Below are 23,407 nucleotides of genomic sequence, written 5' to 3' on the forward strand. Positions count from 1 at the left end.
GCGGGGTGGCCGACCCACGCGGGGGTTGCCGATCAGCGCGTGGTCACTCGGATCGTGCGCAGCCGCGGGTCGGCCGGATCGGGCACGTTCATTCCCGCCTCCAGCCCGGAGCGCAGGTACTCGACGACCGCGGCATCGATGCGCTCGCCGGGAACGATCACGGGAATGCCGGGCGGGTACGGCGTGACCTGCTCGCCGGCGATCCGGCCGGGCGCCTCCGCGAGCGGGACCGCCTCGCAGGGCCCGAAGAACGCGTCCCGCGGGCGCAGGACCGTTTCCAGTTCCAGTTCGCCCGGCGACGGGAGCCGCATGCGCGGGGCGGGCGGTCCACTCCATTGCTCCCGCCATGCCGCGAGGGCGTCGATCAGGGTGTCGACCGTCTCCTTGCTGTCGGCCGTCGACAGGGTCGCCAGGATCCGCCGGTGATCGCTGAGCCCGACGTCGAGATTTCTCTTGTCGCGCAACCAGTCCGCCACCTGATAACCGCTCGCGCCGGTCTCCGAGACGTCCATGAGCACCTGGAGGCGATCCAGATCGTGGGATGCCTCGACGCCGAGCAGTTCGTCGGCCATGACCGTGATCCCCGGGATGCGCGCCGCCTCCGCCCGGGCGTACCCGGCGGTGGCGAGAGCGGCGTCGAGCAGTGCGCCGCCGTGCTGCACCATCTGGCGGCGCCAGCCGTCCATCGCCGCGTACAGCAGGACGTTCGGACTGGTCGTCATCAGCAGATCGGCACACAGCTTCAGCCGGTCGCGGTCGACCAGATCGCCCTGGACATGGAAGACCGAGCCCTGCTCGAAACCGGCGCCCATCTTGTGCACGCTCACCACGCACACGTCGGCGCCCGCATCCATCGCCCAGGTGGGCAGCTCGTCGTGGAAGGGCAGGTGCGCGCCCCAAGCCTCGTCGATGATCAGCGGTTTGCCGCGCTCGTGGCAGACGCGCGCGATGCCCTCGATATCCGCGCAGGTCCCGTACGGGCTGGGGCTGACGATCAGCGCGCCGGCGGCCTCGGGGTGGCGTTCCCATGCCGCGCGCACCTGCTCGGGTGACGGTGGATGCGACAGATGCCGCTCCGCATCCCAGCGCGGGGTCACCCAGTAGGGCCGCACACCCGAGAACACCAGGCCCGCGACGATCGACTTGTGACTGTCCCGGCCGACGAGCAGCCCGCCGTCACCGCCGGCCACCGCCAGCATCGCGGCCTTGACCGACAGCGAACTGCCGCACGTGGAGAAGAACGCCGCCTCCGCGCCCACCGCGTCGGCCATCAGGGATTCGGCCTCGGACAGGTAGCCGTGGCGCGAGCGCCGGTCGTCGAGTCCCGGCGATGCCAGGACGTCGGCTGACAGTCCGTCGCCCAGGACCTCCCGCACGCGGCGGTCCGCTCCCCTGCCCTGCCGGTGTCCCGGCGGCGTGAACCCGTACCGTCCCGTCCGCCGATATTCCGCCAGCGCCTCCAGCACCGGTGCGCGCGTGTGATCGGCCGCCCGGGTCCCTGTCACCGGAATGCACCCCTCTCCCGTTCGCTTGCACCGACGCGGCCGGACTACCCGGCGTACCCGCGACCAAACCGGCGGCAGCTCGGGGCGCCGTCCCTCGTGCGTCTCCTGGTGCTCGCGAACACGATTCACTCAGAGCGCGAGGACCAGCCCGACCGCGGCGACGAGGAACAGGACGGCGATGACGATCGCGACGACAACCGCGGCTATTCCGGTCGGCGGGAAGGAGTTCCGGGTCCGTGGTTCGGGCGCCGACAGCCCGGATGTCTGCGAGGTCTCGGGCGGAGTGGCCCCCGGCCGCACGCCGCCACCGGCTTCCAAGTCCGGAACTCGTCCCGGATCGGGATCCATCGACATGAGGCACTTCCGATCGTGTTGTCCGGTGTTCGTCCCTTCGGCCTACCCGGCTCTCCGTCGGCAACACAGGCGGGCCACGGTGTCATCCCCTGCGCACGTCAGTCGGTCGCCGGGGGGACGGCGGGCATGAATACGCAGTACATGCGCAACTGGGTGTCGGCGATGATCGTGTGGCGTTCGTGTTTGTCGAGCAGGTACATCGTGCCGGGCTCCAGCGGGTAGGTCGCCTCGTTGTCGCGATCGAGGAGGTGGCCGTGGCCTTCGATGAGCCAGACGGCTTCGATGTAGTCGGGATAGTGCAGCGGCGTTCGGGTGCCCGCGGCGACGGTGGTCTCGTGGTAGGAGAATCCGACCTTGTCGTCGGCGAGGACGATGCGTTTGGAAGTCCAGGTGTCACTGTCGATCTGGCGGTCGGTGCCGGTGATCTCAGCGGTCGTGCGGACGATCATTCTCGGTCCTCCTCTCGACGGTCTGCAGGAAGTGCAGCAGTTCGTCGGTGGCTTGCCGGGCTTCCGGAATGTTCTTCATGATCCAGTTGTGGAACATTCCGGGATATTCGCGCAGTTCGACCGGCACACCCGCGGCATCGCCGAGTTCCTTGATCCGGCGAGCGTCCGGCAGCAGGATGTCGCGGTGGCCGATGAACACGATGGCCGGAGCCAGCTCGGTGAGGTCGGCGAATGCCGGACTGATCTCCGGATCATCGAGCGCACGTCTGCCCGCGTACCACCGCCCCGCCTGCTTCAAACCCGTCACGCCGAGTTCCGGATCGCGGTCGTCGAGCGCCAGCGACAACGAGTCGTCGGTCGCGAGATCGATCCACGGGGAGAACAGCGCGAGCGCGGCCGGCTGCGGCTGCCCGCGCTCGCGGAGATGTCGAGCCAGCGTCAGAGCGAGGGTGCCGCCGGCCGAGTCCCCGAAGACGATCCGGTGCCGGGGCGAGGTGGCGGCGGTGACGCGGTCGTAGGCGTGCTCGACCATGGGGACGATGACCCGGTGATCGTACTGGGGCGCAAGCGGATACATCGGCATCGTGTAGGTGCACCCGAGCCGGGCCACCATCCTCGCCGCGAAGTGCCAGTGGTGTGGTTCGGGCGATTCGACGAAACCGCCACCGTGCATATGGAAGACGTGCCACGGTGACGTCGGTCCGCCCTCGGGCGCGAGGGTGTGCACGTCGTGGCCGTCGATCGTCTGCCTCGCGATGTCGAAGGCGGCGGCGACCCGTCTCGGTGGGCGCGCCCGCTCCGGCGCCTGATGCCGCGCCAACGCCGCACGCATCGTCGCGGGATCGGCGTAGAACTTCTTGTTGCGCCCCAACCACATTCGCGCGATCAGGGCCCGCGCCTGCCACGACGTCATCAATCATCCTCCTGCCCCACCGCGGCACCGACGATCACGAGCGAGGCCACCGTCTCCGGACCGCGTGGCGGCGCAGACCGAATCACGGTGAACCGCAACGACATCACCGAGGTCCGGAAGGCGAACGACGGGCGCCCACGCACACCGGCGCGGCCTATCCGCACCGAAACCGGGCGCGTGTGTTCGGCTGGTTGACGGTGGCCTACTTCCCGGGCGGGTACGGCCGCTCACGCAGTAGCCTTGCCAGATGGGCGGCATTACGCGCCACCCCCGCGGTCGTGGACCGCACCGCGTCGGGTACCTGGTCCAGATCGCGGTAGTCGACCGATCCCATTGCCTCCCCGGTCCAGTACGTACTCCCCTGCGCCGGGATCGAGAATCCGATGTCGTCCAAGCCCTGGAACAGGTCGGCGGTCACCTTGTGGGCGCCGTCCTCGTTGCCGACGATCGCCGTCACGGCCACTTTGCCCGCCATCGCCGGCCTGCCCTCGTCGTCGGTCTCCGAGGACTCCGCGTTCAATCGTTCCAGTACCCGCTGTGCCACCGAGCACGGATGGCCCAGCCAGATCGGCGTCGCCAGGACCAGCACATCGGCGCCGGCGACCCGGCTGCGCAGTCCGGGCCACTCGTCGCCGCCGCCCTCGTCCGCGGTGATGCCCGGATGGACGTCGAAGTCGCTCACCCGGGCGATCTCACCCTCGACGTCTTCCTTCGCCAGCTCCGCCAGCAGTTGCTGGGCCAGTAACTCGCTGCTCGACCCGTCCGGTGACTTCTTCAGCGTGCACACCAGCGCGACAGCGGTGAGCGTGTCGCGGCCGGCGTCGTTCGCGTTATCGGGAATTGTGGTCATGAGTAACTCCTGAAGGGGTCGGAGGCCGGGCAGCCGCGAAGTCAGCTCTCGGCGACCCGGGCGGACGTGTCGCTCTTCAAGGCGCGGGCGAGATCGCCCTGCTCGACGATGCCGACCAGCGTCGTATCGTCCAGCACCGGCACCCGCCGCCCCCTGCCCTCCGCCATGGCGGTCAGGGCCACGGCGACGTTCTCGTCGGCCTGGACAACCGCGGGGACGCCCCGTGCCAGCTCACTCACGCGGACGCCGTTCGGATCGGCTTGCGCTGCAACGACTTTCACGACAATGTCGCGGTCGGTCAGCATGCCGGCCAGACTGCCGTCCGCGCCGCAGACCGGCAGCACGCCGACTCCCGCCGCCGCCATCCGGCGAGCAGCCTCCACGACGGTGTCGCCGGGACGTGCCCAGACCACATCGGTGGACATCAGTTCTCGCGCCGTGGTCATCGGTCAAGCCCTCCTGTACTCCATCCATCGCAAGCCGCGCAGGGTCGGCAGCGGCCCTCGCCGACACTCGGATCACAGTGCTGCCGCACCGTCCAATAGGTGACCTGCTGCGCATACCCGCCCTGACAGCGATAAACCGAATCCCGCCCACAGCGAATCGACGCCGGGTTTCCCTGTGACCTATATGTGATCCGATAAGTGCCGCTGGCTTATGCGCAGGAGTTTGTGCCGCAGCTGGGCAGAGGATTACGACTTCGGGTTCGCCGAGCGGCTGAACGTTTCCCGCAGTACCGCGACACGATCGACGGGCTGGGGATCCACTTCGTGCACGTCCGCTCGCCGGAGCCGGACGCGTTCCCGCTGGTGCTCACGCACGGGTGGCCGGGTTCGGTGCTCGAGTTCTTGGAGGTCGCTGATCGAGCAGATCCGCGGGTTCTTCCGCCTCGTCCGCTGACTGCCCGCCCCGCCCGGGCGCCCGTCCCGGACACCTGGGCGGAGCGCCGAACTTCCCGTCTGTGAAGGTGGCATGCATGACCACGTCGGCCGATGGTGAGCAGCAGGCCACCGAATATGTCCTTCGCTTCACGGTTCCCGCAGAGATGACCGAAGATTTCGCGCCCGCGTTCGGCCAGCTCATCGGCGTCATAGAGCCGCTGATGGGAGCGATCGTCGATCGTGGCGGCGACGTCCGAATCACGATGAACGGCAACGACATCACCGACGTCCTGTAGGCGGCACGCTCGGCAATCGGCCCGCGGTTTCTCTTCAGCGGTCGTCGTGGGCGACGAGGGCGGAGCGGATGTACCAGAGATCGGTGACGCGGGTGATGTCCAGGCCGGTAAGGCGTGCGATGCGTTTGAGGCGGTAGTCGATGGTGTTGGTGTGCAGGCGCAGTGTGTGGGCGGTGCGCTGCCGGTTGAGGTTGTTGGCGAGGTGACAGCGCAGGGTGTCGAGCAGCTCGGGATGTGTGTCGAGGGGGTCGAGCAACGCGCTCAACCGGTCCAGGCCCGGGCCGGGGCGGGTGAGCTGGAATTCCAGTGCCAGGTCGGCGAATCGGTACACACCGGGGGGCAGGCCGAGCCGGTGGGTCAGGTCGAGGAGTTCGTGGGCGAAGACGTCGGTGGCGGGAATCTCGGAGGTCGCCGACGACAGGGCCACCGCAGTCACCGACAGTTCCGCAGTGGCGGACAGGTCGGTGATCAAGGATTCGAGTTCGCTGTCGTCGGTGCCCGTGGAAGGCAGCAGGACCGTGCCGCCGTCGATCGACAGTGCCGGCAGCGCTGTGTCCCGGTAGCGGCGCGCGAGTTCGGCGTGTACCGCCGACAGCGGCCGGCGCGCGAGCACCCGGGTGTCGACGCCGGGCGGCGCCGGCTCGACGCGCCTGAACGCCAGGGCGAGAACGAGGTATTCCTCGGCGATGTCGATGCCGTGCCGGCGCGCCATGGTGGTGTCGTGACCGGTGAGCAGTGCCGAGGCCAGTGTCTGCTCGATGGTGTGCCGGGTGGGCGTCGCGGTCTGCGCGTGCCGCACGTAGGCGCGGGTGATCGCGGTGGTCATCGTGTGGAGCACGCGCAACGCGAGGTGCGTGGCGTCGGCGTCGCCCAGGGATCCGCGCACGGCGATCGCCGCGGTATCGAGCGCCGGTTCGTGACCCGAGCGGTCGCCCGCGGCGAGCAGGTCGATGCCGATGCGCACACCGTCGTGCAGCGTGTCGAGAATCGTGTCGATCGTGATGCCGTCGCGCGCCCACTCTTGCGCCGCGCGTTCGACGTCGAGTACCCGTGCGGGGTGTTCGGGGCTGTCGACGATCGCGATCGCCAGTTCCAGGCATTCCCGCGCGACCGCTATGCCGTCGACGGTGTTCCGCCGCACCGATATTCGTGTGGGCGCGGTGGACAGGACACGGTCGCAGACGGCGCGAGCGAAGGTTTCGATGTGCTGGGATGTCGTCGCCGACCTCTGCGTGTGCTGCGGCACCGGATCCTCCTCGATAACGGTGGAAGATCCAGGCTGCACCGCGCGGCCCCGGCGCGGCATCGGCAGATGTGCGTATCCCCGCGGCTACGTAGGAGAGCGGGCAGTGATCCACGCGCCGATCTGTGCACGCCCGGCGAAGCCGAGTTTGGTGAGGATGTTGCGGACGTGGGTATCGGCGGTGCGGGGAGCGATCACCAGTCGTGCCGCGATATCGCGGTTGGTCAATCCCTGCGCGACGAGCGCGGCGACCTCGAGTTCTCGGCCGGTCAGTGGATCCGCGTCGACGGGAGCGGGGCCGGATGTCTGGTCGCCCAGCGCGTAGCCGCGCGCGGCGGCCACCGGCAGCGCCCGTCCGGTCGCGAACATCTCGGCGAATCGGCGGTCGCCGAGCGCGTGTTCGCTGTGCGAGCGGAACCGGCCGTGCGGCAGGGCCAGGACGACGGCGGGCTCGGCGCCGAGCAGTTCCCAGGCGGCGTCGGCGGCGCCGAACAGGGTCGCCGCCCGCAGGTGGTCCTGGGCCACCGCGGCGGCCCAGGCCAGCGCTTCGATGAGGTAGGCGTCGGCGAATCGGCTGTCGCGGACCTGCGCCGAGCGCAGCGCGGTGGTCGCCGCCTGGGTGGCGGTGTCGAGGTTGCCGAGGTAGACCTCGATGAGGGCGACCGCGAACAGCATCATCTCGCGGTAGTAGGAGTCGCCGCACCGCTCGCACACGGTGACCGCGTCACGCAGCATCCTCAGCGTGCCGTCCGGATCTCCGGCCGCGCCCGCGAGGCCGAGGACCAGCACGGACAGTTGCGCCTCGCGCAGGCGCCCGTGCGCGCGCGGCACCTCGAGCGCGTCGCCGGCCAGTTTCGCGGCGCGGTCGTTGTCCAGCCGGATCTTCGCCTCGTGGGCGCGGACGCCGGTCACGTACGCGATGAGGGCCGGGTCCGCGTCCTCGATCGCGGCGGCTTCGGCGCGGTCGAGCTGGCGGGCCGCGGTGTCGAGGTCGGTCAGCCACAGCGAATGCAACGCGGCGACCGCCCACGCCCGCGCCCGCAGCGGGTGCTCCGGTGTCGCGGCGAGAGCTCGTTCCAGCCAGGCCCGTACCTCCCGGTTGGCGCCCGACAACGTCCAGAACTCCTCGACCCGCGCGGCCATCGACAGCGCCGTGCCGGCATGGCCGGGCTCGTCGAGCGACCAGGCGATCGCGGCACGGACATCGGCACGGGCATGCTGCAACCGCGACACCCATTCGGCCTGGTGCGGTGAGAACCATTCGGCGTCGGCGGTCGTGAGCATCCGGTGAAACCAGTCTCGGTGCCGTCGCAGTACCCGCGCATGCTCCCCGCTGTCGTCGAGCTGTTGCCGGCCGTAATCGCGCAGCGGCTGCAGCAGCCGGAAACGCACGACCTGGTCACCGTGGCGTTCGAGAATCGACTTGTCCACCAGCGCGTCGATCACGTCGACTACCGGACCGGGATCGACATCGCCTCCCGCACAGACGAATTCGGCCGCGTCCAGGTCGAACCAGCTCGCGAACACCGACAGTCGCGCCCACACCACCTGTTCCCCGCCGGTGCACAGGCCGTAACTCCAGTCGATCGTGGCGCGTAGATTCTGGTGCCGCGCGGCCACCGTGCGACCCCAGCTGGTCGACAGTCCCAGCCCTCCGGACCAGCGCGCGAGCACCTGCTGTGGTGACAGCGAACGCATCCGTGCCGCCGCCAGCTCGATCGCCAAGGGCACGCCGTCGACCATGTGACACAGCCGCGCCACGTCGCGAGCGTTGCGGTCGGTGAGCGCGAAATCCGAGCGCACGGCGGCCGCGCGATCGGTGAACAGCCGGACCGCCTCGTATCGGCTCAGTTCCGCGAGCGTGGTGTCGGCGTTGACGGGCGCGGCGAGCGGCGGCAGGCGGAACACATGTTCGCCGGGTACGCCGAGCGACTGCCGGCTGGTCGCCAGGATCACGACATCGCGGCAGGTGTCGAGGACCGCCGCGGCGAATGCGGCGCAGCCGTCGAGCAGATGCTCGCAGTTGTCGAGCACCAGCAGGATGTTCTTGTCCCGCAGGTGTTCCAGGACACGGGCGGTGACCGGCTCCACCGAACGCAAGCGGAGCTGGAGCCGGTCCGCGACCGCCTGCGGCACCTCGGTGTCGTGCCGGGCCTCGGCCAGCTCCACGAAGACGGTGCCGTCGCGGTACGCACCGGCGACGGCGGCCGCGGTCCGCCGCGCCAGCCTGGTCTTTCCGATTCCCCCTGTGCCGGTGAGTGTCACCAGGGACGCGGCGCCCAGCAGACGGCGCACCTCGGCCGTCTCGGCGGCGCGGCCGATGTAACTGGTCGGGTGCGCGTCGAGATCGCCGCGTGCCATCCGCCGTTCGCTCCATTCCGGATCCGCACAGCACCCGGATACGCCGTCGCCTGCCGTGCCGGATCCGCATTCCGATCGAGTACGCCGAATAGTACTGTGCGCATGGCTGCGGAGTCCGGCGTTTGCCAGGCGTTATCTCGGGCGCGGGCCGACGGGCGGTCGGCCCGACACCGGATCGTCCGTCCGGGAATACTCACATCGGCACACCTGCCCCATATGCGGCCGGAGCGCAATCGCGCATTCTACGTATTCGGCGTACGTAGACAGAATGTCATTGTCGGCGCGACTACACGTTTTCTCACAAAGAGGACGACACCTCGATAGTAGGAATCATAGAAATACACTTTCGGCCATGATGTCGATTTCAGGGCGGGGATATCGTGCTGCTCACATTCCGATCAATGGAGTCCACTGAGAGCAGGCATTACATGAGAAGAGAATTCCCCTCGACCACCGGGCAGTTTCGCACCTCGCTCGCATTCGGGGCGGCCGTCGCGGCCGCGGCCCTCGCGTCGGCCGCACCGGTGGCACCGACCGCTTCAGCCGCGCCGGCCTGCACGGACTTCGATGTGGTGGTCGCGCGCGGAACCAATGAGGCCGGCACGCTCGGCGCCGTCGTCGGGGGCCCGGTGTATCGGGCATTGCAGGACACGCTCCACGGATCGACCAGCTCCTACCGGGTCGATTATCCGGCAAGTTTCAACCAGCCGGCGTCGGTGCAAGCGGGCAACCGGGATCTGGTCGCGCACGTCACGAAACGCGCCGCCGCCTGTCCCGGCCAACGGTTCATTCTGGTCGGATACTCCCAGGGCGCCAATGTCGTCGACAATTCCGCCGGAATCAGCAGCGACGGCGCCAAGGTCGGCGGACCCATCGTGGCGACGCTGCCGGCTTCCGTAGAGCCGAAAGTGATCGCTTTGCTGTTGTTCGGCAACCCGATTCGTTCCATAGGCCGGGAGGTCACCGGCACCTACGCCGCCCGCACCTTCGACAGCTGCGCGGTCGGCGACCCGGTCTGCGAACGCGGCGGCAAGAACATGATGGCGCACATGAGTTACGGCTCCGAAGCACGCGCCGCCGCCGAGTTCGCCGCGGAGCGCAGCGGCTAGCCCGAGTCGGCTCAGGACCACAGTTCGCGTAGTGCCCGCGTTGACCTCGGCCGGGTGGCCTGGGCGCAGGCCATGAGGGACTCGCCGGCGTACCGACGGTAGCGGTCGGGTGTGTCTTCCCAGGTGCCGCAGATGACGAGGGTGGGCCACGGCGCGGCGGCGAGTGGTCGCAGTGGGATGTCGGCTTCCATGTCGCGTTGTGCCGGGGGCCGGTGCTCTGCCGTACTCGTTTCAGGAGTGCCGGCCAGCAGAGCGGCGAGATCGTCGGTGTCGGTGTCGAAGTCGCTGCGTTCGGTGTCCGGGGACTGCCCGTGGTCACCGTGTCGCTCTCGTCCCATACGGTGACGTGCACGGGGTCCATGGGTCGAGTCTCCTCCTGCGAACTCGGTGACCAACGCGCGTGGCGGTGTGCGGCCGTTGCCGCGAAGAAGGACCAGCGCGAAGTCGCCCGCTCGGTCGCGGTCCAGTACCGTAGCCGGGGATTTGGGTGGAGGAGGACGGGTGGGCAACACGCTGGCGCACGGTCATGTCTTCGCCGGCTACCGCATCGAACGGTTGCTGGGCGTCGGCGGCATGGGCGAGGTGTACCTCGCACACGATCGCGATCTGCCGCGATTCGTGGCGTTGAAGCTGCTCGGTCACGCGATGGCCGGCGACGCCGATGTCCGGGCCCGGTTCCAGCGCGAGGCCGATATGGTGGCGCGGCTGGCGCATCCGAACATCGTGGCCGTCCACGCGCGGGGCGAGCACGACGGCCGGCTGTGGATCGCGATGGAGTACGTCGACGGCACCGACGTCGCCGCCGTGGTGCGGAACGGACCGATCGCACCGGAACAGTCGGTGCGGATCGTCACCGAAACCGCCCGCGCGCTCGACCACGCCCACGCGGCGGGCATTCTGCATCGTGATGTCAAACCCGCCAACATCCTGCTCGCGCGCGGACCGCAGCAGCGAGTGCTGCTGGCAGACTTCGGAATCGCGAAGGTCCTCGACGAATCCGTCGGCCTGACCCGCACCGGCGACGTGTACGCCAGCCTGCAGTACGCGGCGCCCGAACAGTTCGACGCCGGTACGCCGATCGACCACCGCACCGACGTCTACGCGCTCGGCGGCACGCTTTACCACATGCTCACCGGCGACCACCCGTATCCCGGAACCAATTCCGCCCAGCTCATCAACGCTCACCTGCACCTGCCCCCGCCGGCGCCCAGTCGGCGAAATCCCGCGCTGCCCAAGGGGTTCGACGCCGTCATCGCCCGCGCGCTGGCGAAGGACCCGGGCCACCGATTCGGTAGCTGTGGGGAATTGGCCGCCGCCGCGGCGAGCGTGCTGGCGGGCGGGCACATACCGCACCCGCCCGCGTTCGCCGCCGCACCGCCGGTGCCGCGGCGTCGCCGCCGAGGTTTGTTCGTCGCCGCGGTCGCGGGCATCGTCCTGGTCCTCGGCGGCGCGGCCACGACTGTCGCTCTGGTGGTGCATAATTCGTCCAGCCGCGAGCAACAGCACCAGGCCGTCGAGGACACCCGCGAGGCGGCGCGCCGTTTCGCCTGCGACTTCGGCCGCATCGCGACCACGTACGACTACCGCGACCTCGACGCCTACAAGAAGGCGTTCGACGACGGCGCGACCGGAGATCTCCAAGCGCAGTACGACAGCTCGTGGGCGACGCTGCGGGAAACCATGACCCAGTCCAAGCTGACCTCGAAGTCCACCGACGCCCAGTGTTACTTCAAGTCCGGCGACGCCACCCGCGCGGAAGTCGCCGCTCTGCTCACCCAGACGACGCAGAACCTCGCCAGCCCGACCCCACAGACCAAGCAGCTTTCGGTAACGATGACCGTCGAATACATCGACGGTCGCTGGCAGTGCAGCAACATGCTCATGCCCCAGCAGCCGAACTGATGCCGCAACGAACCGTCGCGCTCAACTTTCTCCGTCGGCCGGGACCTCGGACTCCTCGTTCGGGAACATCACCTGCTCCCACCAGGAGGTCAGCGGGCTCGGGTCCGGCCATTCGACCGTGTCGGGGCCTCTCGGCGGATTCTGTCGAGACGCGGGAACCTGCATGGCGCACCCTGTTCCCGGCCGCCGCTCGCGGCCGTCGTGCTGTCGTCCGGGCCCTGTCGTCGGTGCGGGGCCCGCTGTTCCCCCGCCGCTCACGCACTACCCCGGGAGCATCCGGCCAGACCTCTGATTCGGCGTTAGGTGGGCCACATCGCAGGCGACGGTATCTTCCATTGTTCGAGCCGTTCGGGTCGCCACCGCGTCGGCGTTCGGGGCAGTCTGGACAGCGGCCGTCGATGATGTCCTACCCGGCCCGGCTCAGTCCCGGTCCGGGCAGAACACACAGAACTCGTTGCCCTCCGGGTCGGCCAGCACGTCCCAGACGACGCGCGGGTCGGATGCGTCCTCCCGGCCGGTGAGCAGCGTCGCTCCGGCCGCGAGGAGCCGCTCCGTGTCGCCCCAGACGTCCCAGTGGATGCGGTTCTTGACGGTCTTGGGCTCGGGGACCGGGATGAAGAGCATCGGCCAGGGCAGCCCCTCGCCCGGCTCCAGCCGGTACCACGGTCGGTCGTGGTACCGCTTCGACTCCAGGCCGAACCGCTCGCCCCACCAGGCGCTGACCGCCGCCGGGTCCGCGGCGTCCACGACCAGCGCGTAGAGGCGGTACCCGCCGACCGTCGCGGCCCGCCGCGGGAACACACAGAGTTCGCCGCGTTCGGGATCACGCAGCACCGTCCAGTCGTCCTCGTCGCCGAACTCCACAGCGGCGGTGGCGCCGAGCCGCGTCAGCTCCTCGACCGTGGCATGCAGGTCCAGGTGCACCCGTTGCTTCACGGTGCGGGGCTCGGGGACCTGGTTGATCCAGACCCGATGCTCGGGAACGTCGTCCGCCAGCAGGAAGTCCGCCGCGGAGTCGCCGGCCGGACCCGCTTTCAGGCCGAGCGCCGCCGACCAGAAGGCGGCGAGCACGGACCCGTCGGTAGCGTCGATAACCAGATCCTTGAACCTCGCGTCCGACATAACGCCAGCGTAAACCCGGCCGGGATGGGTAGACGGCGGTTATACGCTGATGTTTGCCGCATTGCTGCTGACTGTCCTCGCACCGGTAACAGCGACGTGAAGGAGCGACGATGATTCTGAACGAGTCGTACACGCTGTCGAACGGGGTGCAGATTCCGAAGCTGGGACTGGGCACCTGGTTCATCGATGACGACAAGGCCGCCGACGCGGTGACCGAGGCCGTCGCGATCGGCTATCGCAATATCGACACCGCGCAGGCTTACAACAACGAGCGAGGCGTCGGCGAAGGCATCCGCGCCAGCGCCGTCCCGCGCGACGAACTGTTCGTCTCCACCAAGCTGGCGGCCGAGATCAAGGACTACGACGATGCCGCCGCCGCGATCGACGGTTCCCTCGCCACACTGGGGCTGGACCACATCGATCTGATGCTGATCCACAGCCCGCAGCCCTGGAACGACTTCCGGGGCGGGGACTACGCCGAGGGCAACCGCGAGGCGTGGCGTGCGCTGGAGGACGCCTACAAGGCAGGAAAACTCCGCTCGATCGGCGTCTCCAATTTCGAGCAGCGCGACCTCGAGAACATCGACCAATCCTGCACGGTCGCACCGCAGGTGAACCAGCTACTCATCCACGCGGGGAACACCCCCACCGAACTCATCGCCTACTCCGAGAGCAAAAGCATTCTCCCGGAGGCATATTCACCCATCGCACACGGGGAAATCCTGCAGAACCCGGATATCCAGGCGATGGCCGCCCGATACGAGGTGACCGTCCCGCAGCTCTGCATCCGCTACACCCTGCAACTGGGAACCGTGTCCCTGCCGAAGTCCGCCAACCCCGAACACATGCGCAGCAACGCCCAGGTCGACTTCGTGATCACCGACGACGACATGGACCTCCTGCGAAACCTGCGCGCCCGGGACTACGGCGACAACAGCGTCTTCCCCGTCTACAGCGGCAAGTGACGCCAGCCGACCGTAACCTTCGTACCGAACATCCGAGATCGCATCGATTCGTATCTGTTTCAGCGTCGTGTGGTCGCCGACAAGACAGCCGAGCTGTCTCGACGCGACGAAATCGGCGAGATCAAGGCAGCGGTCGAATCGAAGGTCGTGGATCCCGAAGTTCGGGCGATCCCGGAGGTCGGTGAGCCCGTGGCGCGGGACCGGTCCCGGTGTCGGTGGCGCAGAATCGCCGGGTCCGGTTCCGCTGCTACCGTTTCGGTGAAACGGTGCGGCGCCTTCATACGGCAAAGGAATGCTCATGAATGTCGTCACCAAGCTGGCCGCTACCGTTGGCGTACTGCTCGCCGTCCCGTGGATAGGCGCCGGCCTTGCCTCGGCTACTCCCATTCTCGTGACAGACGCTCCGGCGGCGTTGAGGTCGACAGCCGCCGGTGCCGATCATCCCTCGGCCATTACCGGCCGCATTTCCTCGGGCTCGGTCGACAGCGAGCCCGGATTCGATCCCGGGCCGTACCCGAGCTGGGATGCCTGCGAACAAGCCCGCGCACGGTATTACGACCCCTCGCGACTGGAATGCGTTCCGGCCTGACAACCACCTATTCGCCGCACGACGGTGCCGAGTACGCGGTCCGCGGGGATGTAGCCGATCTTCCGGGAATCGACGCTGGCCGCGGCATTGTCGCCGAGGACCACCAGTTTCCCTGCGGGAATACGGTTCTCGGGCACCCGGGCCAGGACAGGGACCCGGGTGCGCGGCACGGGGTCGCCCGCGACGGCCACGACTCTTTTGATGGCCCAGAGCCGTTGCGCCACCGGGCCGGGCCCGGCGCGGCGCGGGAGCGGCGGCTGCCGGTGTCCGGGCGAGGCGAAGGCCGCTCCGTCGACGACGACCACCTGACCGGGGACCACCGCGGACCGGCGGCGGACGAGTACCCGGTCGTGGTCGCGGTAGGTGGGCTCCATACTCGTCCCGCGCACGGTGACTGTCACCATCGTTCGTGTCACCAGGTACGAAAACGTCAGAGCGGGAAGGAGTATCAGGACAACCACACCGAATACCGTTGCCCAGCCCGGATATCCGGCAAGTAACAGTGCGGTCGCGGCCGACAGCGCCGCCGTCACGACCCCGGCCGCACGCTGCCCGCTCACGCCGCCCCCGTCGGCGATCGACGGCGTCACGAGCGGTCGCCCGGCCTCACCACCGTGACCGTCCGCGCGATAACCGGCGGCCTGCACGGTGAGCAATCGCGCGTAGTGTCCCCGGGCGGCCATCAACGCCGCGTGGTCACCGCATTCGACGATCCGCCCCTCCGCCACGACGACGATCATGTCGGCGTCGCGCACGGCGCCGAGCCGATGGGAGATCAGCAGGCTGGTCCCGCCCTGCCGGTGCCGAGGGGACGCTGCGGCTGTGGGATGTCACCGATCCCGCGCGCGCGGCCACGCGGGGACAACCGCTGACCGCCGGCCATACCGGTTCGATCATCGCCGCCGCCTACAGCCCCGACGGATCCGTCCTGGCCAGCGGCGGTGACGACCGGATCATCCAATTCTCCACCGGCAGTCCGGAATTGGCCGCCCGCCGGATCTGCGCGACGACGCGCGGGACCCTGACCCGCGAAAGCTGGCGGCACTACCTGCCGGACCTGGACTACTCCCCGCCCTGCTAGGCGGAGCCACGGCACGGGGCGTGTGGCATTCCCGCACCGACTTCGCCGGCGGAACCTGGCACTACGGATGCCGGCCTCAGGAGGCGAGCCAGGCGTTGATCTCGTCGAGGCTCCCGCTGAATACGGGTATCTCGTCGAAGAAGGCGAGCACATGCCAGCGGCCGGGCTCCTGCTCGGTTCCGCTGGCCTGCTCGAGCCGAAATCCCTTGCGGCCCAGACGCGCCGCGATCATACGAACCGGACTGACCACCGGATCCACAGTCGACACCGCCAAGTACCCCCTCGGGTATCACGAGACCGCATCAGCATTCAGCGATCATTCAGCAACATATTAGGCTGACGGATCCACCGGCGGCAAGATCGCGTCGATTTGCCGCCGACGCCCGGCCTCCCCCTCGGCGAGCCGTCCCTCCGATCGGGCCGCGGGATCGCCACAGGGGCGCATCTCCGCATACCCGACAGGAGACCGCCCCCGCCCGCAGCGCCGCACCACACCACGGGAGCCAGTCTTACCACAGGCGCGGCCAACGCCTCCTCGCGGCGTGAAAACGGGCGGCTACCAGCAGGTGTCGCCACCTCGGGCCGCGTTGACGCAGCCCGGCGACCCAGGGACGTCACGCAGGCGAACGGAATGTCCGGCATTGTCCGCGGCCGGGTCCGCACCCGATCCCGCCGGTGACCGTCACCGCACGTGAGAGGGCATTGAAGGACGAGTGGCCAGCAAACCCGGCACGGTGTCGCCGGGCCGAAGCCCGGTCGTGAGGTTGCCATGGCCGGAAACCGACCGTTAGCGTCGTTTGCCAGAAGGATGCTGGGCGGTGCGACTGTTCGGGTCCACGCGATCGCCTTCTCCTCGCCCCACGCAGGACCGCCGCGTGATGCGGCCGACCTGGAGGAAGGACCGACATGGGTTTCGTCGCTCTCGGATTCCTACGCACGGACGTGTCACGGCAGCACCGGAGCTGGTATGCGGCTCAGGTCCGCTGTCTGGCAAGACGTCTGGGCTACGACCTCAGCGGGACCATCGCCCTCGGTCACAGCGGTGATCCCGTCCGGCACTTGCTCGATACCGTGGCCAGAGTGAACGCCGAGGCGGTCGTGGTGCCCAGCGCCGACCACTTCGCCGACCGCGTCATTCCCGCCGCGCTCGTCGAGATCACCGATGTCATCACCGTGGCCCCGGAGTACACATATGCCCGATGGGCAACGGGGGAACTACCGGTACTGAGCACACCGTGAACCCACTCTGCCCAGGTCAGCTTCGCGGGTGCCGGGGCCGACCGGCGAGGTCGAGGATGCACAGGATCTCCGCGGGGCCGCGGTCGCCGAACAACTCCGGCGGGCCCTCCCCCACACCCACGTCGTCAAAACACTCAACACGATGGTGATGACCGCGCCCGCCACGCTCACCCAGCCGCCGTCGGTATTCCTCTCCGGCGACGACCCGGAGGCCGAGCAGGTCGTCACCGAGTTGCTGACCCACCTCGGCTGGGACGAGCGATGGACCACCGACCTCGGCGGGATCGAGACCGCCCGGGCGACCGAGGCCGCGATCCTGTTCGTACCGCACATCATCCGATCCCGGCGGTTTCGCGCCTTCGCCGTGTCGGTCGCCCGCTGAGAACGTCGGCGCGCAGGGGACCGGTCCCCGGCTTCAGGCGGTTCGGAACGGATCAAGGCGTGCGTGGCACCGGCTCGCGCGGCGTCTCGGGGAGCGGGCTGACGAGGGTGAGGTTGGCGTCGTAGCGGCGATAGAGCAGGTGGCCGCGAAACGTGCCCATGTGTGTGTAGAACAGGAACGGCAGCCCGCGCGCACACAGTGTCCCGACCGCTTCGGGGTCATCGAGCAAGGGCGCGGGAGCGGGAAGAACGGTGACCGGGCCGGGAATCGCCCCGTTGGGCGCCTTCGCGGGATGGGGACGGTACTGGCGGGCGAGCCTCGTCCCGGCGGCGGCGCTGCGGTAGACGACGGCTTCTTCGCCGGTGTCGGCGTCGGTGAACAGATGCACGTCGTAGTCCATCGTGTCCATCGTCACGGCCGCGGCGAGGGGTTCCTCGATCGCCAAGGCGCAGTACTTGTGGCGCGTGATGGCGCCGGGACCGGACGCGGCGAGCAGGCGACGCGTGAAGTCGGGCCAGGGCTGTGGCCGCCGCTGGGCCGGCGGCAGCAGTTGCCGCCGCAGCCGCACGGTGGCGCGCAGGACGTCGCCACACCCGGGGACGAGAGTCTGCATGCGGCACGGCGTGCCCGCGACGTCGAGGTTGACCTGAATCAGTACCGGACCGGTCGCGCACGTCGCGGTGGTCGCGCGGACCCGCGCCCGTGCCGGGATACCGTGCTGTCGCAGCAGCCGGCCCACCGCTGCGGTGATTCGTTCGCCCCCGAGTTTCGGCACCCGGCCGTGAGCGATTACGACGATGCCGGGAAATTCGGCAGACGACCATGGTTGCAGTTCCGGAAGCACGAACGGGCCTCACTGCGTCTTCGAGAGCTACCGATGGTTCAACTCAGCGTGCGTCGCCGCCCGCAGACCGAGTAGGGCCTTTGGTCACAACTTGCAAGATTTATACATTTCGTTGTTTCGCAATCAGTGGATCACAACGGCGATGATCGTCAGTCGTTCACGGCGAGCATGGTCGCGTTGGTCGCGCACAGCCGGGTTCGGATGTGCCCGAGCAGGTCGGCGCGGCCTCCGCAGCCAGGCCGGGGGATCGTGGGCGACGTGCCCTGGATCGAGGCGAGGATCTGGTATCCGCCGCAGGAATCGGTGAGGACGAACAGGTGCGGCGTCAACCGTGCGGGGAGCCGGTCGTCGTATTGGGTGGTCGCCACGACGGTCAGGTCCTGGCCGGTGACGATCTCCCGCAGCCGGTGGCCGGGCCGAGGGGGCTCGAAGCGGAACAGCCACCGATATCGTTCCTCGACGTCGGTGCCGAAGGCTTCGGGATGCCGCCCGGGAAAATGTGCCCCGTACGCGGAATACAACTCGGCGACAGCACCGGCGTCCGCCGCTCCGAGCGCCCGGTCATACCGTCGGAGAAGGTCACGAATCCGAGCAACCCTGGATCCGGTCATCACCACGGGACAAGTCCTTCCACTGGCTGGTCGTCGAGCACACACGTACACCGAAGCCGCACACACTATGCACCGCAGCAAAGCCGGTCGCAACCCGCGCGCAAACCAATTTCGTCCAGTCGAGAGGAATTGTCTCCCGCGCAGTCTCCGACCAGTTCTCGACCACGAATTCCGCCGACCTACCGTAGCATCCCGAACGCTGTCGCGCCGATCGCCGACCACCACAGAGACACTGTGCGGCAACAGCTTTCGCACCCGATCAGCAATACCCCGCAAGATCGGCTGGGGTCGGAACAGGTGGCCTTGCCGCGTGCTCGATAAGCCGCTTACGGCGAGCCTTCAGCACGAAGATGATGATCAGTTGCCAGGTCGGGCCTTCCGTTCTGAATCTTTCTCGGCATCGTTTCTCCTGACCTGCTCACGGGATCCGCGCCGGCGCCGGAGCCACCGCGAAATCGAGGCCGAAGTTGTTGAACGTCAACGGAAGTGGCGCGTCCGGCGCGGGTCGCGGATGGGAGTTCAGCCGGAACTCCATAGCGGTGACGAGGTGTGCGAGCAGTGTGCTGGTGGTGAAGAGGACGAGGTTGCGGCCGGGGCAACCGGCCGGTCCGTCGCCGAAGGGGACGAGTTGCGGATATTTCTCGGCGGTGCCGTCCAGCCAGATGTCGGGCGTGAAAGCGTCGGCGAAGGGAAGGTCCGGGTCGCGGTGAAACGCGGGGACGGCGATCAACAATGCCGCGCCGCCGTCGATCGTGAACCTGCTGCCCTCGTCACCCCAGGTGGTCGGTTCGGTGGTGTCACGCAGGATGGCGGGAGTCGTCGGCCACAGCCGCACCGATTCGAGAACGCATGCGCGCAGGTAGTTCCGTAGGCCCGGGACGTCCGGGTCCGCGGCGTCGGCGACCGCGCGGGCATGGTGTTCGGGGTGGGTGGCCAGCACGGCGAGGGCCCTGCTCACGGCGATTCCGGCGGCGTCGAACGCGAATAGCCAGTGCGGTATCTGGCCGACCGGGTCGACGCCGCCCGGGGCGGGTGTCCGCGCCAGGGCCCCGGCGAGGCTGTCGGGTTCCGCGATCTCGACGTACCGGTACAGACGGCTGAAGAACCGCTCCCGCAGCCTGGCCCGGGGCGGGGCGAGGAACGACCAGTTCGCTGCCGAACGCAACCGCCACAGGTCGTCGGTGACCGCGTCGTCGTCACGTGCCTGGACGCCGAGGACGAGTCTCCGCACCAGCCGCCACCAGGCGACGGTGAATTCTGCGGCGTCGACGTGCCCCCGGCGCAGCGCCGATTCGGCCATGCCCTGGGCCTCGTCACCGATGATCCTGGTGAACGGTTCCGCCAGGCGGTGCAGCGCGGAACTCGTGTCCAGGACGGTCTCGTTGGCCGCGCGCCGCTGATCGCGGATCGGCTCGTCCGAGATGAGGACGCCGTGGGGCTGGAACTGCCGCAGCGCCGCGAACTTCTCCCGGTTCGCCGGATGGAACGGCTCCGGCGCATCGCGCAGGACCGTTCCGACGTCCGCCGGGTCGAGAAGTACGACGACTCGGCGTCCGGGTAGCACCAGTTCGATCGGGCCGCGACCGTATTCACGGCGCAGCTGCCGCATTCGTGTAACCGCGCGGCGGTCGGCTTGCAGTCGCTCGAGCAGACCCATCGTGCGGCGTCGGCGAGCGATCACTCCCGACGTGACCGCGGCGAGGCCGAGATCGGCCAGTATCGCCGCCGCCCGAACGCCGAATACCTTGTGGCCCTGTGTCATAGCGCACCTCGCATCCAGTAGTCAGCACAGCTGATCCGGAACGGCACGATCGCGTCGGCAGTCTCCTCGAGACGCGGATCAGCGACGTCGTCCACAGTCGCCTTCCGCGGTCCCTGCCAGGTCACAGCTCTCATCGGGCACTCCTCGAACGGGGAATCGGGTTCTCCACGCCCTACCCGGGCCCGGCCCGATGAAACGATGCGGTACGGCGTACCCCAGTCCGGCTCGTTGTCGGCTACCGGTGCGCCACGACACCCATCCGGGTCGGAGTAATCCGCGAAAACCGGCCGGTACGACCGTAATTCGGGATCGATCCCGGATGAATAGCGCCCGATACGTGGGGTAGGCGGCGGATGTGGCAAACATGCCACACGACGTGGCGACGACGCCACGAGAGAAGTCAGCTGATCGTGAAGGAGGTCGAGCAATGGCGGATCAGAACAACCCGGGTCAGTTCGGAAACCGTTCGGACACCGAGGAGCAGGCCCGTCGTGGCGGCGAGCAGAGCACCGGAAGCTTCGGTGAGCGCAATGCCGCCGATCCCCACGAGGCCGGCCGCAAGGGCGCCGAAGCGCAGCCCGAAGAGGCCAAGTCGAAGGGCGGGCAGCACAGCCACGGCGGCCGCTGACGCCACAGCGCGACCATCGTGCGAGCGGGCCCGGCAGCGAACGCTGCCGGGCCCGTCTCGGACGTCGCCGCACGGCCCGGCCTCGCCGGTGACAGGATCACGCCGCCCGCGCATACCGCGCGCCGGGCCGGGTAGGCGCCCGGTATGGCCAGCATCGGATACTTCCTCGCAAGCGAACAGTTCGGTCCGAAGCAGCTAGTCGACCAGGCCCGGCGTGCCGAACAGGCCGGTTTCGAGCGGCTGTGGATTTCCGACCACTTCCATCCCTGGAACGACGCGCAGGGGCACAGTCCCTTCGTCTGGGGCACGATCGGCGCGCTGTCGGAAGCCACCGAGCTGCCGGTGACGACGGCGGTGACCTGCCCCACCGTACGCATCCACCCGGCGATCGTCGCCCAGGCCGCCGCCACGGCCGCGGTCCAGCTCGACGGCCGCTTCGTGCTCGGCGTCGGCTCCGGTGAGGCCCTCAACGAGCACATTCTCGGCGACCCGTGGCCCGAGCCCGGCGTGCGCCTGGACATGCTCGAGGAGGCGGTCCACCTCATCCGGCGGCTGCACCGGGGCGAGACGATCAGCCACCGCGGCACGCACTTTCGCGTGCAGGAGGCCCGGATCTACACGCTGCCCGAGCGGCCCGTGCCCATCTACGTCTCCGGATTCGGCCCGCAGGCAACGGAATTGGCGGCGCGCATCGGCGACGGCTACTGCACCGCCCTGCCCGACGCCGATCTGGTGCACACCTTCCGATCCGCGGGCGGCGGCGACAAGCCCGTGCAAGCGGGCACGAAGGTGAGCTGGGACCGCGACGAACGGGCGGGCCTCGAGGTCGCCCACCGGCTGTGGGCCAACGAGCTGCTGCCCGGCCAGCTGGGCCAGACCCTCCCCCGCCCTGCGGATTTCGGCGCCGCGATGAGCCTGGTCGACGAGCGGGCCACGGCGGAGCAATTCGCGAGCGGCCCGGACCCGGATCGGCATATCCGACAGCTACGCGCCTATCTCGACGCCGGCGTCGACGAACTCTACGTCCAGCAGATCGGCCCCGACCTGGACGGCTTCTTCGCCGCCTACGAGAAGGAGATCCTGCCCGCGGTGCGTGCGGCATGACCGCCGCGGCCCCCGGTATCGATGACGCGGTCGTGGTGAGCGTATTCCGTTTTCCCACACCGGGTCCCGAAGCCGACGGCACCCTGGAGTGGAACGCCACGACGGCGGTGGCGGTCGAGCTGACCGCCGGTGGCGAGCGCGGATTCGGCTGGACCTACAGCAGTCCGGCCGCGGGCACGGTCATCGATCACGACCTCGCGCCGCTGCTGCGCGGACGCTCGCCGCTCGATATCACGGGATGCCGCATCGCATTGCAGCGCGCGTGCCGCAGTATCGGCACCACCTCGGTGGTGGCGCACGCGCTGAGCGCTGTCGACATCGCACTGTGGGACCTGAAAGCGCGGCTGCTGGGGACGCCGCTGTCGGCGCTGTTCGGCACCGCACGGGACGCCACACCGGTCTACGGCTCCGGCGGTTTCACCAATCTGCCCGACAGTGAACTCACCACGCAGATCTCGCAGTGGCTTGCCGCGGGCTGCTCGGCGGTGAAGATCAAGATCGGGCAGGATCGGGGCGGCGCGATCGAGCGCGATCTCGAACGCCTCACCCTCGCAGCCGAACTCACCGAGGGCCGATGCGCGCTGATGGCCGACGCCAACGGCGCCTACACCGTCGGCCGGGCCCGCCGGGTCGGCCGCGAACTCGACCGCCGCGGCGTGGTCTGGTTCGAGGAACCGGTCACCAGCGACGATCCGCACGGTCTGGAACGCGTCCGCGCGTCGGTGCGCTGCGACGTCACCGCCGGCGAATACATCTGCGGCCCTTACGACGCGGCGGCGCTGATCGACGTGGTGGACTGCCTGCAACTGGATGTGACCCGCTGCGGCGGCTACAGCGGATTCCTCGACTGCGCCGCGCTGGCCGCCGCGCACGGCCGCGACGTCTCCGCCCACTGCGCCCCCGCCCTGCACGCCCCCGTCACCGCCGCGGTGCCGAACCTGCGGAATCTGGAGTGGTTCATCGATCACGCCCGCCTCGAACCGCTGCTCGTCGACGGCGCACCCGAGGTCGCCGGCGGCCTGCTGCCACCGCACCGCCCGGACACCGACTGCGGTCACGGCATGCGATTGTCGGAATCGGCCGAGCCGTACCGGACGTGCCCGCCAACCGTTGCGCGGTAACGGTTCACAACTTCCGCCCAGCGCGTGCCTCGAGCCTGGTCTTCGTGGTAGGGCTCCGGTGCTGTCCTGGCTCCCGACCACGTTTTCCGCGCGGCT

26 protein-coding genes are annotated in these 23,407 nt (G+C 68.9%); 11 read left to right on the forward strand and 15 right to left on the reverse strand.

Going from position 1 to position 23,407, the window contains the following annotated elements; translation table 11 throughout:
* Positions 1–32: 32 nt before the first annotated feature.
* From ON41_RS16895 to ON41_RS16920, 6 genes are all read right to left on the reverse strand, one after another.
* Positions 33–1,505, reverse strand: a complete 1,473-nt coding sequence (locus ON41_RS16895; RefSeq protein WP_040748616.1) for an aminotransferase class I/II-fold pyridoxal phosphate-dependent enzyme — start codon at positions 1,503–1,505, stop codon at positions 33–35.
* A gap of 129 nt (positions 1,506–1,634) precedes the next feature.
* Positions 1,635–1,859: a DUF6480 family protein gene (locus tag ON41_RS16900; RefSeq protein ID WP_040748617.1), complete on the reverse strand. Its 225-nt coding sequence runs from the start codon at positions 1,857–1,859 to the stop codon at positions 1,635–1,637.
* Between the two features lie 98 nt (positions 1,860–1,957).
* On the reverse strand, positions 1,958–2,308 hold the full coding sequence (locus ON41_RS16905) for an ectoine synthase (RefSeq protein ID WP_040748618.1): 351 nt from the start codon (positions 2,306–2,308) through the stop codon (positions 1,958–1,960).
* Entirely contained in the window at positions 2,286–3,221 is a 936-nt protein-coding gene (locus ON41_RS16910; RefSeq protein ID WP_063709889.1) for an alpha/beta hydrolase fold domain-containing protein, read from the reverse strand. The genes ON41_RS16905 and ON41_RS16910 overlap by 23 nt, the downstream gene beginning before the upstream one ends.
* A gap of 202 nt (positions 3,222–3,423) precedes the next feature.
* Entirely contained in the window at positions 3,424–4,071 is a 648-nt protein-coding gene (locus ON41_RS16915; protein ID WP_051161690.1) for a flavodoxin family protein, read from the reverse strand.
* A gap of 41 nt (positions 4,072–4,112) precedes the next feature.
* Positions 4,113–4,517, reverse strand: a complete 405-nt coding sequence (locus ON41_RS16920; protein WP_040748619.1) for a CBS domain-containing protein — start codon at positions 4,515–4,517, stop codon at positions 4,113–4,115.
* A 324-nt stretch (positions 4,518–4,841) separates the two neighbouring features.
* On the opposite strand from ON41_RS16920, the gene ON41_RS43795 reads away from it, so the two are divergent.
* Both ON41_RS43795 and ON41_RS16925 read left to right on the forward strand, forming a co-directional pair.
* Positions 4,842–5,036 (forward strand): epoxide hydrolase N-terminal domain-containing protein, encoded by a 195-nt coding sequence (locus ON41_RS43795; protein ID WP_373281348.1) that lies wholly within the window; start codon positions 4,842–4,844, stop codon positions 5,034–5,036.
* Between the two features lie 11 nt (positions 5,037–5,047).
* A complete protein-coding gene (locus ON41_RS16925) occupies positions 5,048–5,248 on the forward strand; it encodes a hypothetical protein (RefSeq protein WP_040748620.1) in 201 nt (66 codons plus the stop codon).
* Positions 5,249–5,282: 34 nt separating this feature from the next.
* On the opposite strand, the gene ON41_RS16930 is transcribed toward ON41_RS16925, so the two are convergent.
* On the reverse strand, positions 5,283–6,494 hold the full coding sequence (locus ON41_RS16930) for a PucR family transcriptional regulator (protein ID WP_051161692.1): 1,212 nt from the start codon (positions 6,492–6,494) through the stop codon (positions 5,283–5,285).
* An 84-nt stretch (positions 6,495–6,578) separates the two neighbouring features.
* Positions 6,579–8,852 (reverse strand): ATP-binding protein, encoded by a 2,274-nt coding sequence (locus tag ON41_RS16935; RefSeq protein ID WP_040748621.1) that lies wholly within the window; start codon positions 8,850–8,852, stop codon positions 6,579–6,581.
* 380 nt (positions 8,853–9,232) lie between these two features.
* Between ON41_RS16935 and ON41_RS16940 the strand changes: the two genes are divergently transcribed.
* Positions 9,233–9,961, forward strand: a complete 729-nt coding sequence (locus ON41_RS16940; protein WP_246829544.1) for a cutinase family protein — start codon at positions 9,233–9,235, stop codon at positions 9,959–9,961.
* Between the two features lie 11 nt (positions 9,962–9,972).
* Here ON41_RS16940 and ON41_RS42720 read toward each other — a convergent pair whose 3' ends face one another.
* Positions 9,973–10,299 (reverse strand): hypothetical protein, encoded by a 327-nt coding sequence (locus ON41_RS42720; protein WP_040748622.1) that lies wholly within the window; start codon positions 10,297–10,299, stop codon positions 9,973–9,975.
* 163 nt (positions 10,300–10,462) lie between these two features.
* Here ON41_RS42720 and ON41_RS16950 point away from each other — a divergent pair, with 163 nt between their 5' ends.
* Positions 10,463–11,863: a serine/threonine-protein kinase gene (locus ON41_RS16950; RefSeq protein ID WP_051161695.1), complete on the forward strand. Its 1,401-nt coding sequence runs from the start codon at positions 10,463–10,465 to the stop codon at positions 11,861–11,863.
* Positions 11,864–12,283: 420 nt separating this feature from the next.
* Here ON41_RS16950 and ON41_RS16955 read toward each other — a convergent pair whose 3' ends face one another.
* Positions 12,284–12,985, reverse strand: coding sequence for a VOC family protein (locus ON41_RS16955; protein ID WP_040748623.1), 702 nt, complete (start codon positions 12,983–12,985; stop codon positions 12,284–12,286).
* A gap of 110 nt (positions 12,986–13,095) precedes the next feature.
* Here ON41_RS16955 and ON41_RS16960 point away from each other — a divergent pair, with 110 nt between their 5' ends.
* Entirely contained in the window at positions 13,096–13,950 is an 855-nt protein-coding gene (locus ON41_RS16960) for an aldo/keto reductase (protein ID WP_040748624.1), read from the forward strand.
* Between the two features lie 552 nt (positions 13,951–14,502).
* On the opposite strand, the gene ON41_RS41075 is transcribed toward ON41_RS16960, so the two are convergent.
* Positions 14,503–15,294, reverse strand: a complete 792-nt coding sequence (locus ON41_RS41075; protein ID WP_051161696.1) for a S26 family signal peptidase — start codon at positions 15,292–15,294, stop codon at positions 14,503–14,505.
* Positions 15,295–15,407: 113 nt separating this feature from the next.
* On the opposite strand from ON41_RS41075, the gene ON41_RS43800 reads away from it, so the two are divergent.
* Positions 15,408–15,620 (forward strand): WD40 repeat domain-containing protein, encoded by a 213-nt coding sequence (locus ON41_RS43800; protein WP_373281350.1) that lies wholly within the window; start codon positions 15,408–15,410, stop codon positions 15,618–15,620.
* 76 nt (positions 15,621–15,696) lie between these two features.
* On the opposite strand, the gene ON41_RS16970 is transcribed toward ON41_RS43800, so the two are convergent.
* Positions 15,697–15,852: a hypothetical protein gene (locus ON41_RS16970; protein WP_157185501.1), complete on the reverse strand. Its 156-nt coding sequence runs from the start codon at positions 15,850–15,852 to the stop codon at positions 15,697–15,699.
* A 674-nt stretch (positions 15,853–16,526) separates the two neighbouring features.
* Between ON41_RS16970 and ON41_RS16975 the strand changes: the two genes are divergently transcribed.
* Positions 16,527–16,859, forward strand: coding sequence for a hypothetical protein (locus ON41_RS16975; protein WP_040748626.1), 333 nt, complete (start codon positions 16,527–16,529; stop codon positions 16,857–16,859).
* Between the two features lie 28 nt (positions 16,860–16,887).
* Positions 16,888–17,241 (forward strand): NAD(P)-binding domain-containing protein, encoded by a 354-nt coding sequence (locus ON41_RS16980; protein WP_051161697.1) that lies wholly within the window; start codon positions 16,888–16,890, stop codon positions 17,239–17,241.
* 52 nt (positions 17,242–17,293) lie between these two features.
* On the opposite strand, the gene ON41_RS16985 is transcribed toward ON41_RS16980, so the two are convergent.
* The 3 genes from ON41_RS16985 to ON41_RS16995 form a co-directional block, all read right to left on the reverse strand.
* Positions 17,294–18,085, reverse strand: a complete 792-nt coding sequence (locus ON41_RS16985) for a sigma 54 modulation/S30EA ribosomal C-terminal domain-containing protein (protein WP_051161698.1) — start codon at positions 18,083–18,085, stop codon at positions 17,294–17,296.
* A 149-nt stretch (positions 18,086–18,234) separates the two neighbouring features.
* Entirely contained in the window at positions 18,235–18,606 is a 372-nt protein-coding gene (locus ON41_RS16990) for a hypothetical protein (protein ID WP_040748627.1), read from the reverse strand.
* 508 nt (positions 18,607–19,114) lie between these two features.
* Positions 19,115–20,458 (reverse strand): cytochrome P450, encoded by a 1,344-nt coding sequence (locus tag ON41_RS16995; RefSeq protein ID WP_040748628.1) that lies wholly within the window; start codon positions 20,456–20,458, stop codon positions 19,115–19,117.
* A 427-nt stretch (positions 20,459–20,885) separates the two neighbouring features.
* Between ON41_RS16995 and ON41_RS17000 the strand changes: the two genes are divergently transcribed.
* From ON41_RS17000 to ON41_RS17010, 3 genes are all read left to right on the forward strand, one after another.
* Entirely contained in the window at positions 20,886–21,086 is a 201-nt protein-coding gene (locus ON41_RS17000; protein ID WP_040748629.1) for a hypothetical protein, read from the forward strand.
* A gap of 144 nt (positions 21,087–21,230) precedes the next feature.
* Positions 21,231–22,190 (forward strand): TIGR03557 family F420-dependent LLM class oxidoreductase, encoded by a 960-nt coding sequence (locus ON41_RS17005; protein ID WP_040748630.1) that lies wholly within the window; start codon positions 21,231–21,233, stop codon positions 22,188–22,190.
* A complete protein-coding gene (locus tag ON41_RS17010; protein WP_040748631.1) occupies positions 22,187–23,311 on the forward strand; it encodes an enolase C-terminal domain-like protein in 1,125 nt (374 codons plus the stop codon). The genes ON41_RS17005 and ON41_RS17010 overlap by 4 nt, the downstream gene beginning before the upstream one ends.
* Positions 23,312–23,407 lie beyond the last annotated feature (96 nt).

Origin of the sequence: Nocardia transvalensis NBRC 15921 (assembly GCF_000308875.1) — a bacterium.
Taxonomy (GTDB): domain Bacteria; phylum Actinomycetota; class Actinomycetes; order Mycobacteriales; family Mycobacteriaceae; genus Nocardia; species Nocardia transvalensis.

Coding starts and splice junctions, on each gene's coding strand:
- ON41_RS17005 (WP_040748630.1), top strand. CDS start 21,231: ATGGCCAGCATCGGATACTTCCTCGCAAGCGAACAGTTCGGTCCGAAG.
- ON41_RS16970 (WP_157185501.1), bottom strand. CDS start 15,852: ATGATCGCGGCGCGTCTGGGCCGCAAGGGATTTCGGCTCGAGCAGGCC.
- ON41_RS16905 (WP_040748618.1), bottom strand. CDS start 2,308: ATGATCGTCCGCACGACCGCTGAGATCACCGGCACCGACCGCCAGATC.
- ON41_RS16960 (WP_040748624.1), top strand. CDS start 13,096: ATGATTCTGAACGAGTCGTACACGCTGTCGAACGGGGTGCAGATTCCG.
- ON41_RS16935 (WP_040748621.1), bottom strand. CDS start 8,852: ATGGCACGCGGCGATCTCGACGCGCACCCGACCAGTTACATCGGCCGC.
- ON41_RS16955 (WP_040748623.1), bottom strand. CDS start 12,985: ATGTCGGACGCGAGGTTCAAGGATCTGGTTATCGACGCTACCGACGGG.
- ON41_RS16915 (WP_051161690.1), bottom strand. CDS start 4,071: ATGACCACAATTCCCGATAACGCGAACGACGCCGGCCGCGACACGCTC.
- ON41_RS17010 (WP_040748631.1), top strand. CDS start 22,187: ATGACCGCCGCGGCCCCCGGTATCGATGACGCGGTCGTGGTGAGCGTA.
- ON41_RS16925 (WP_040748620.1), top strand. CDS start 5,048: ATGACCACGTCGGCCGATGGTGAGCAGCAGGCCACCGAATATGTCCTT.
- ON41_RS42720 (WP_040748622.1), bottom strand. CDS start 10,299: ATGGGACGAGAGCGACACGGTGACCACGGGCAGTCCCCGGACACCGAA.
- ON41_RS16920 (WP_040748619.1), bottom strand. CDS start 4,517: ATGACCACGGCGCGAGAACTGATGTCCACCGATGTGGTCTGGGCACGT.
- ON41_RS16910 (WP_063709889.1), bottom strand. CDS start 3,221: ATGACGTCGTGGCAGGCGCGGGCCCTGATCGCGCGAATGTGGTTGGGG.
- ON41_RS16900 (WP_040748617.1), bottom strand. CDS start 1,859: ATGTCGATGGATCCCGATCCGGGACGAGTTCCGGACTTGGAAGCCGGT.
- ON41_RS16975 (WP_040748626.1), top strand. CDS start 16,527: ATGGGTTTCGTCGCTCTCGGATTCCTACGCACGGACGTGTCACGGCAG.
- ON41_RS17000 (WP_040748629.1), top strand. CDS start 20,886: ATGGCGGATCAGAACAACCCGGGTCAGTTCGGAAACCGTTCGGACACC.
- ON41_RS16995 (WP_040748628.1), bottom strand. CDS start 20,458: ATGACACAGGGCCACAAGGTATTCGGCGTTCGGGCGGCGGCGATACTG.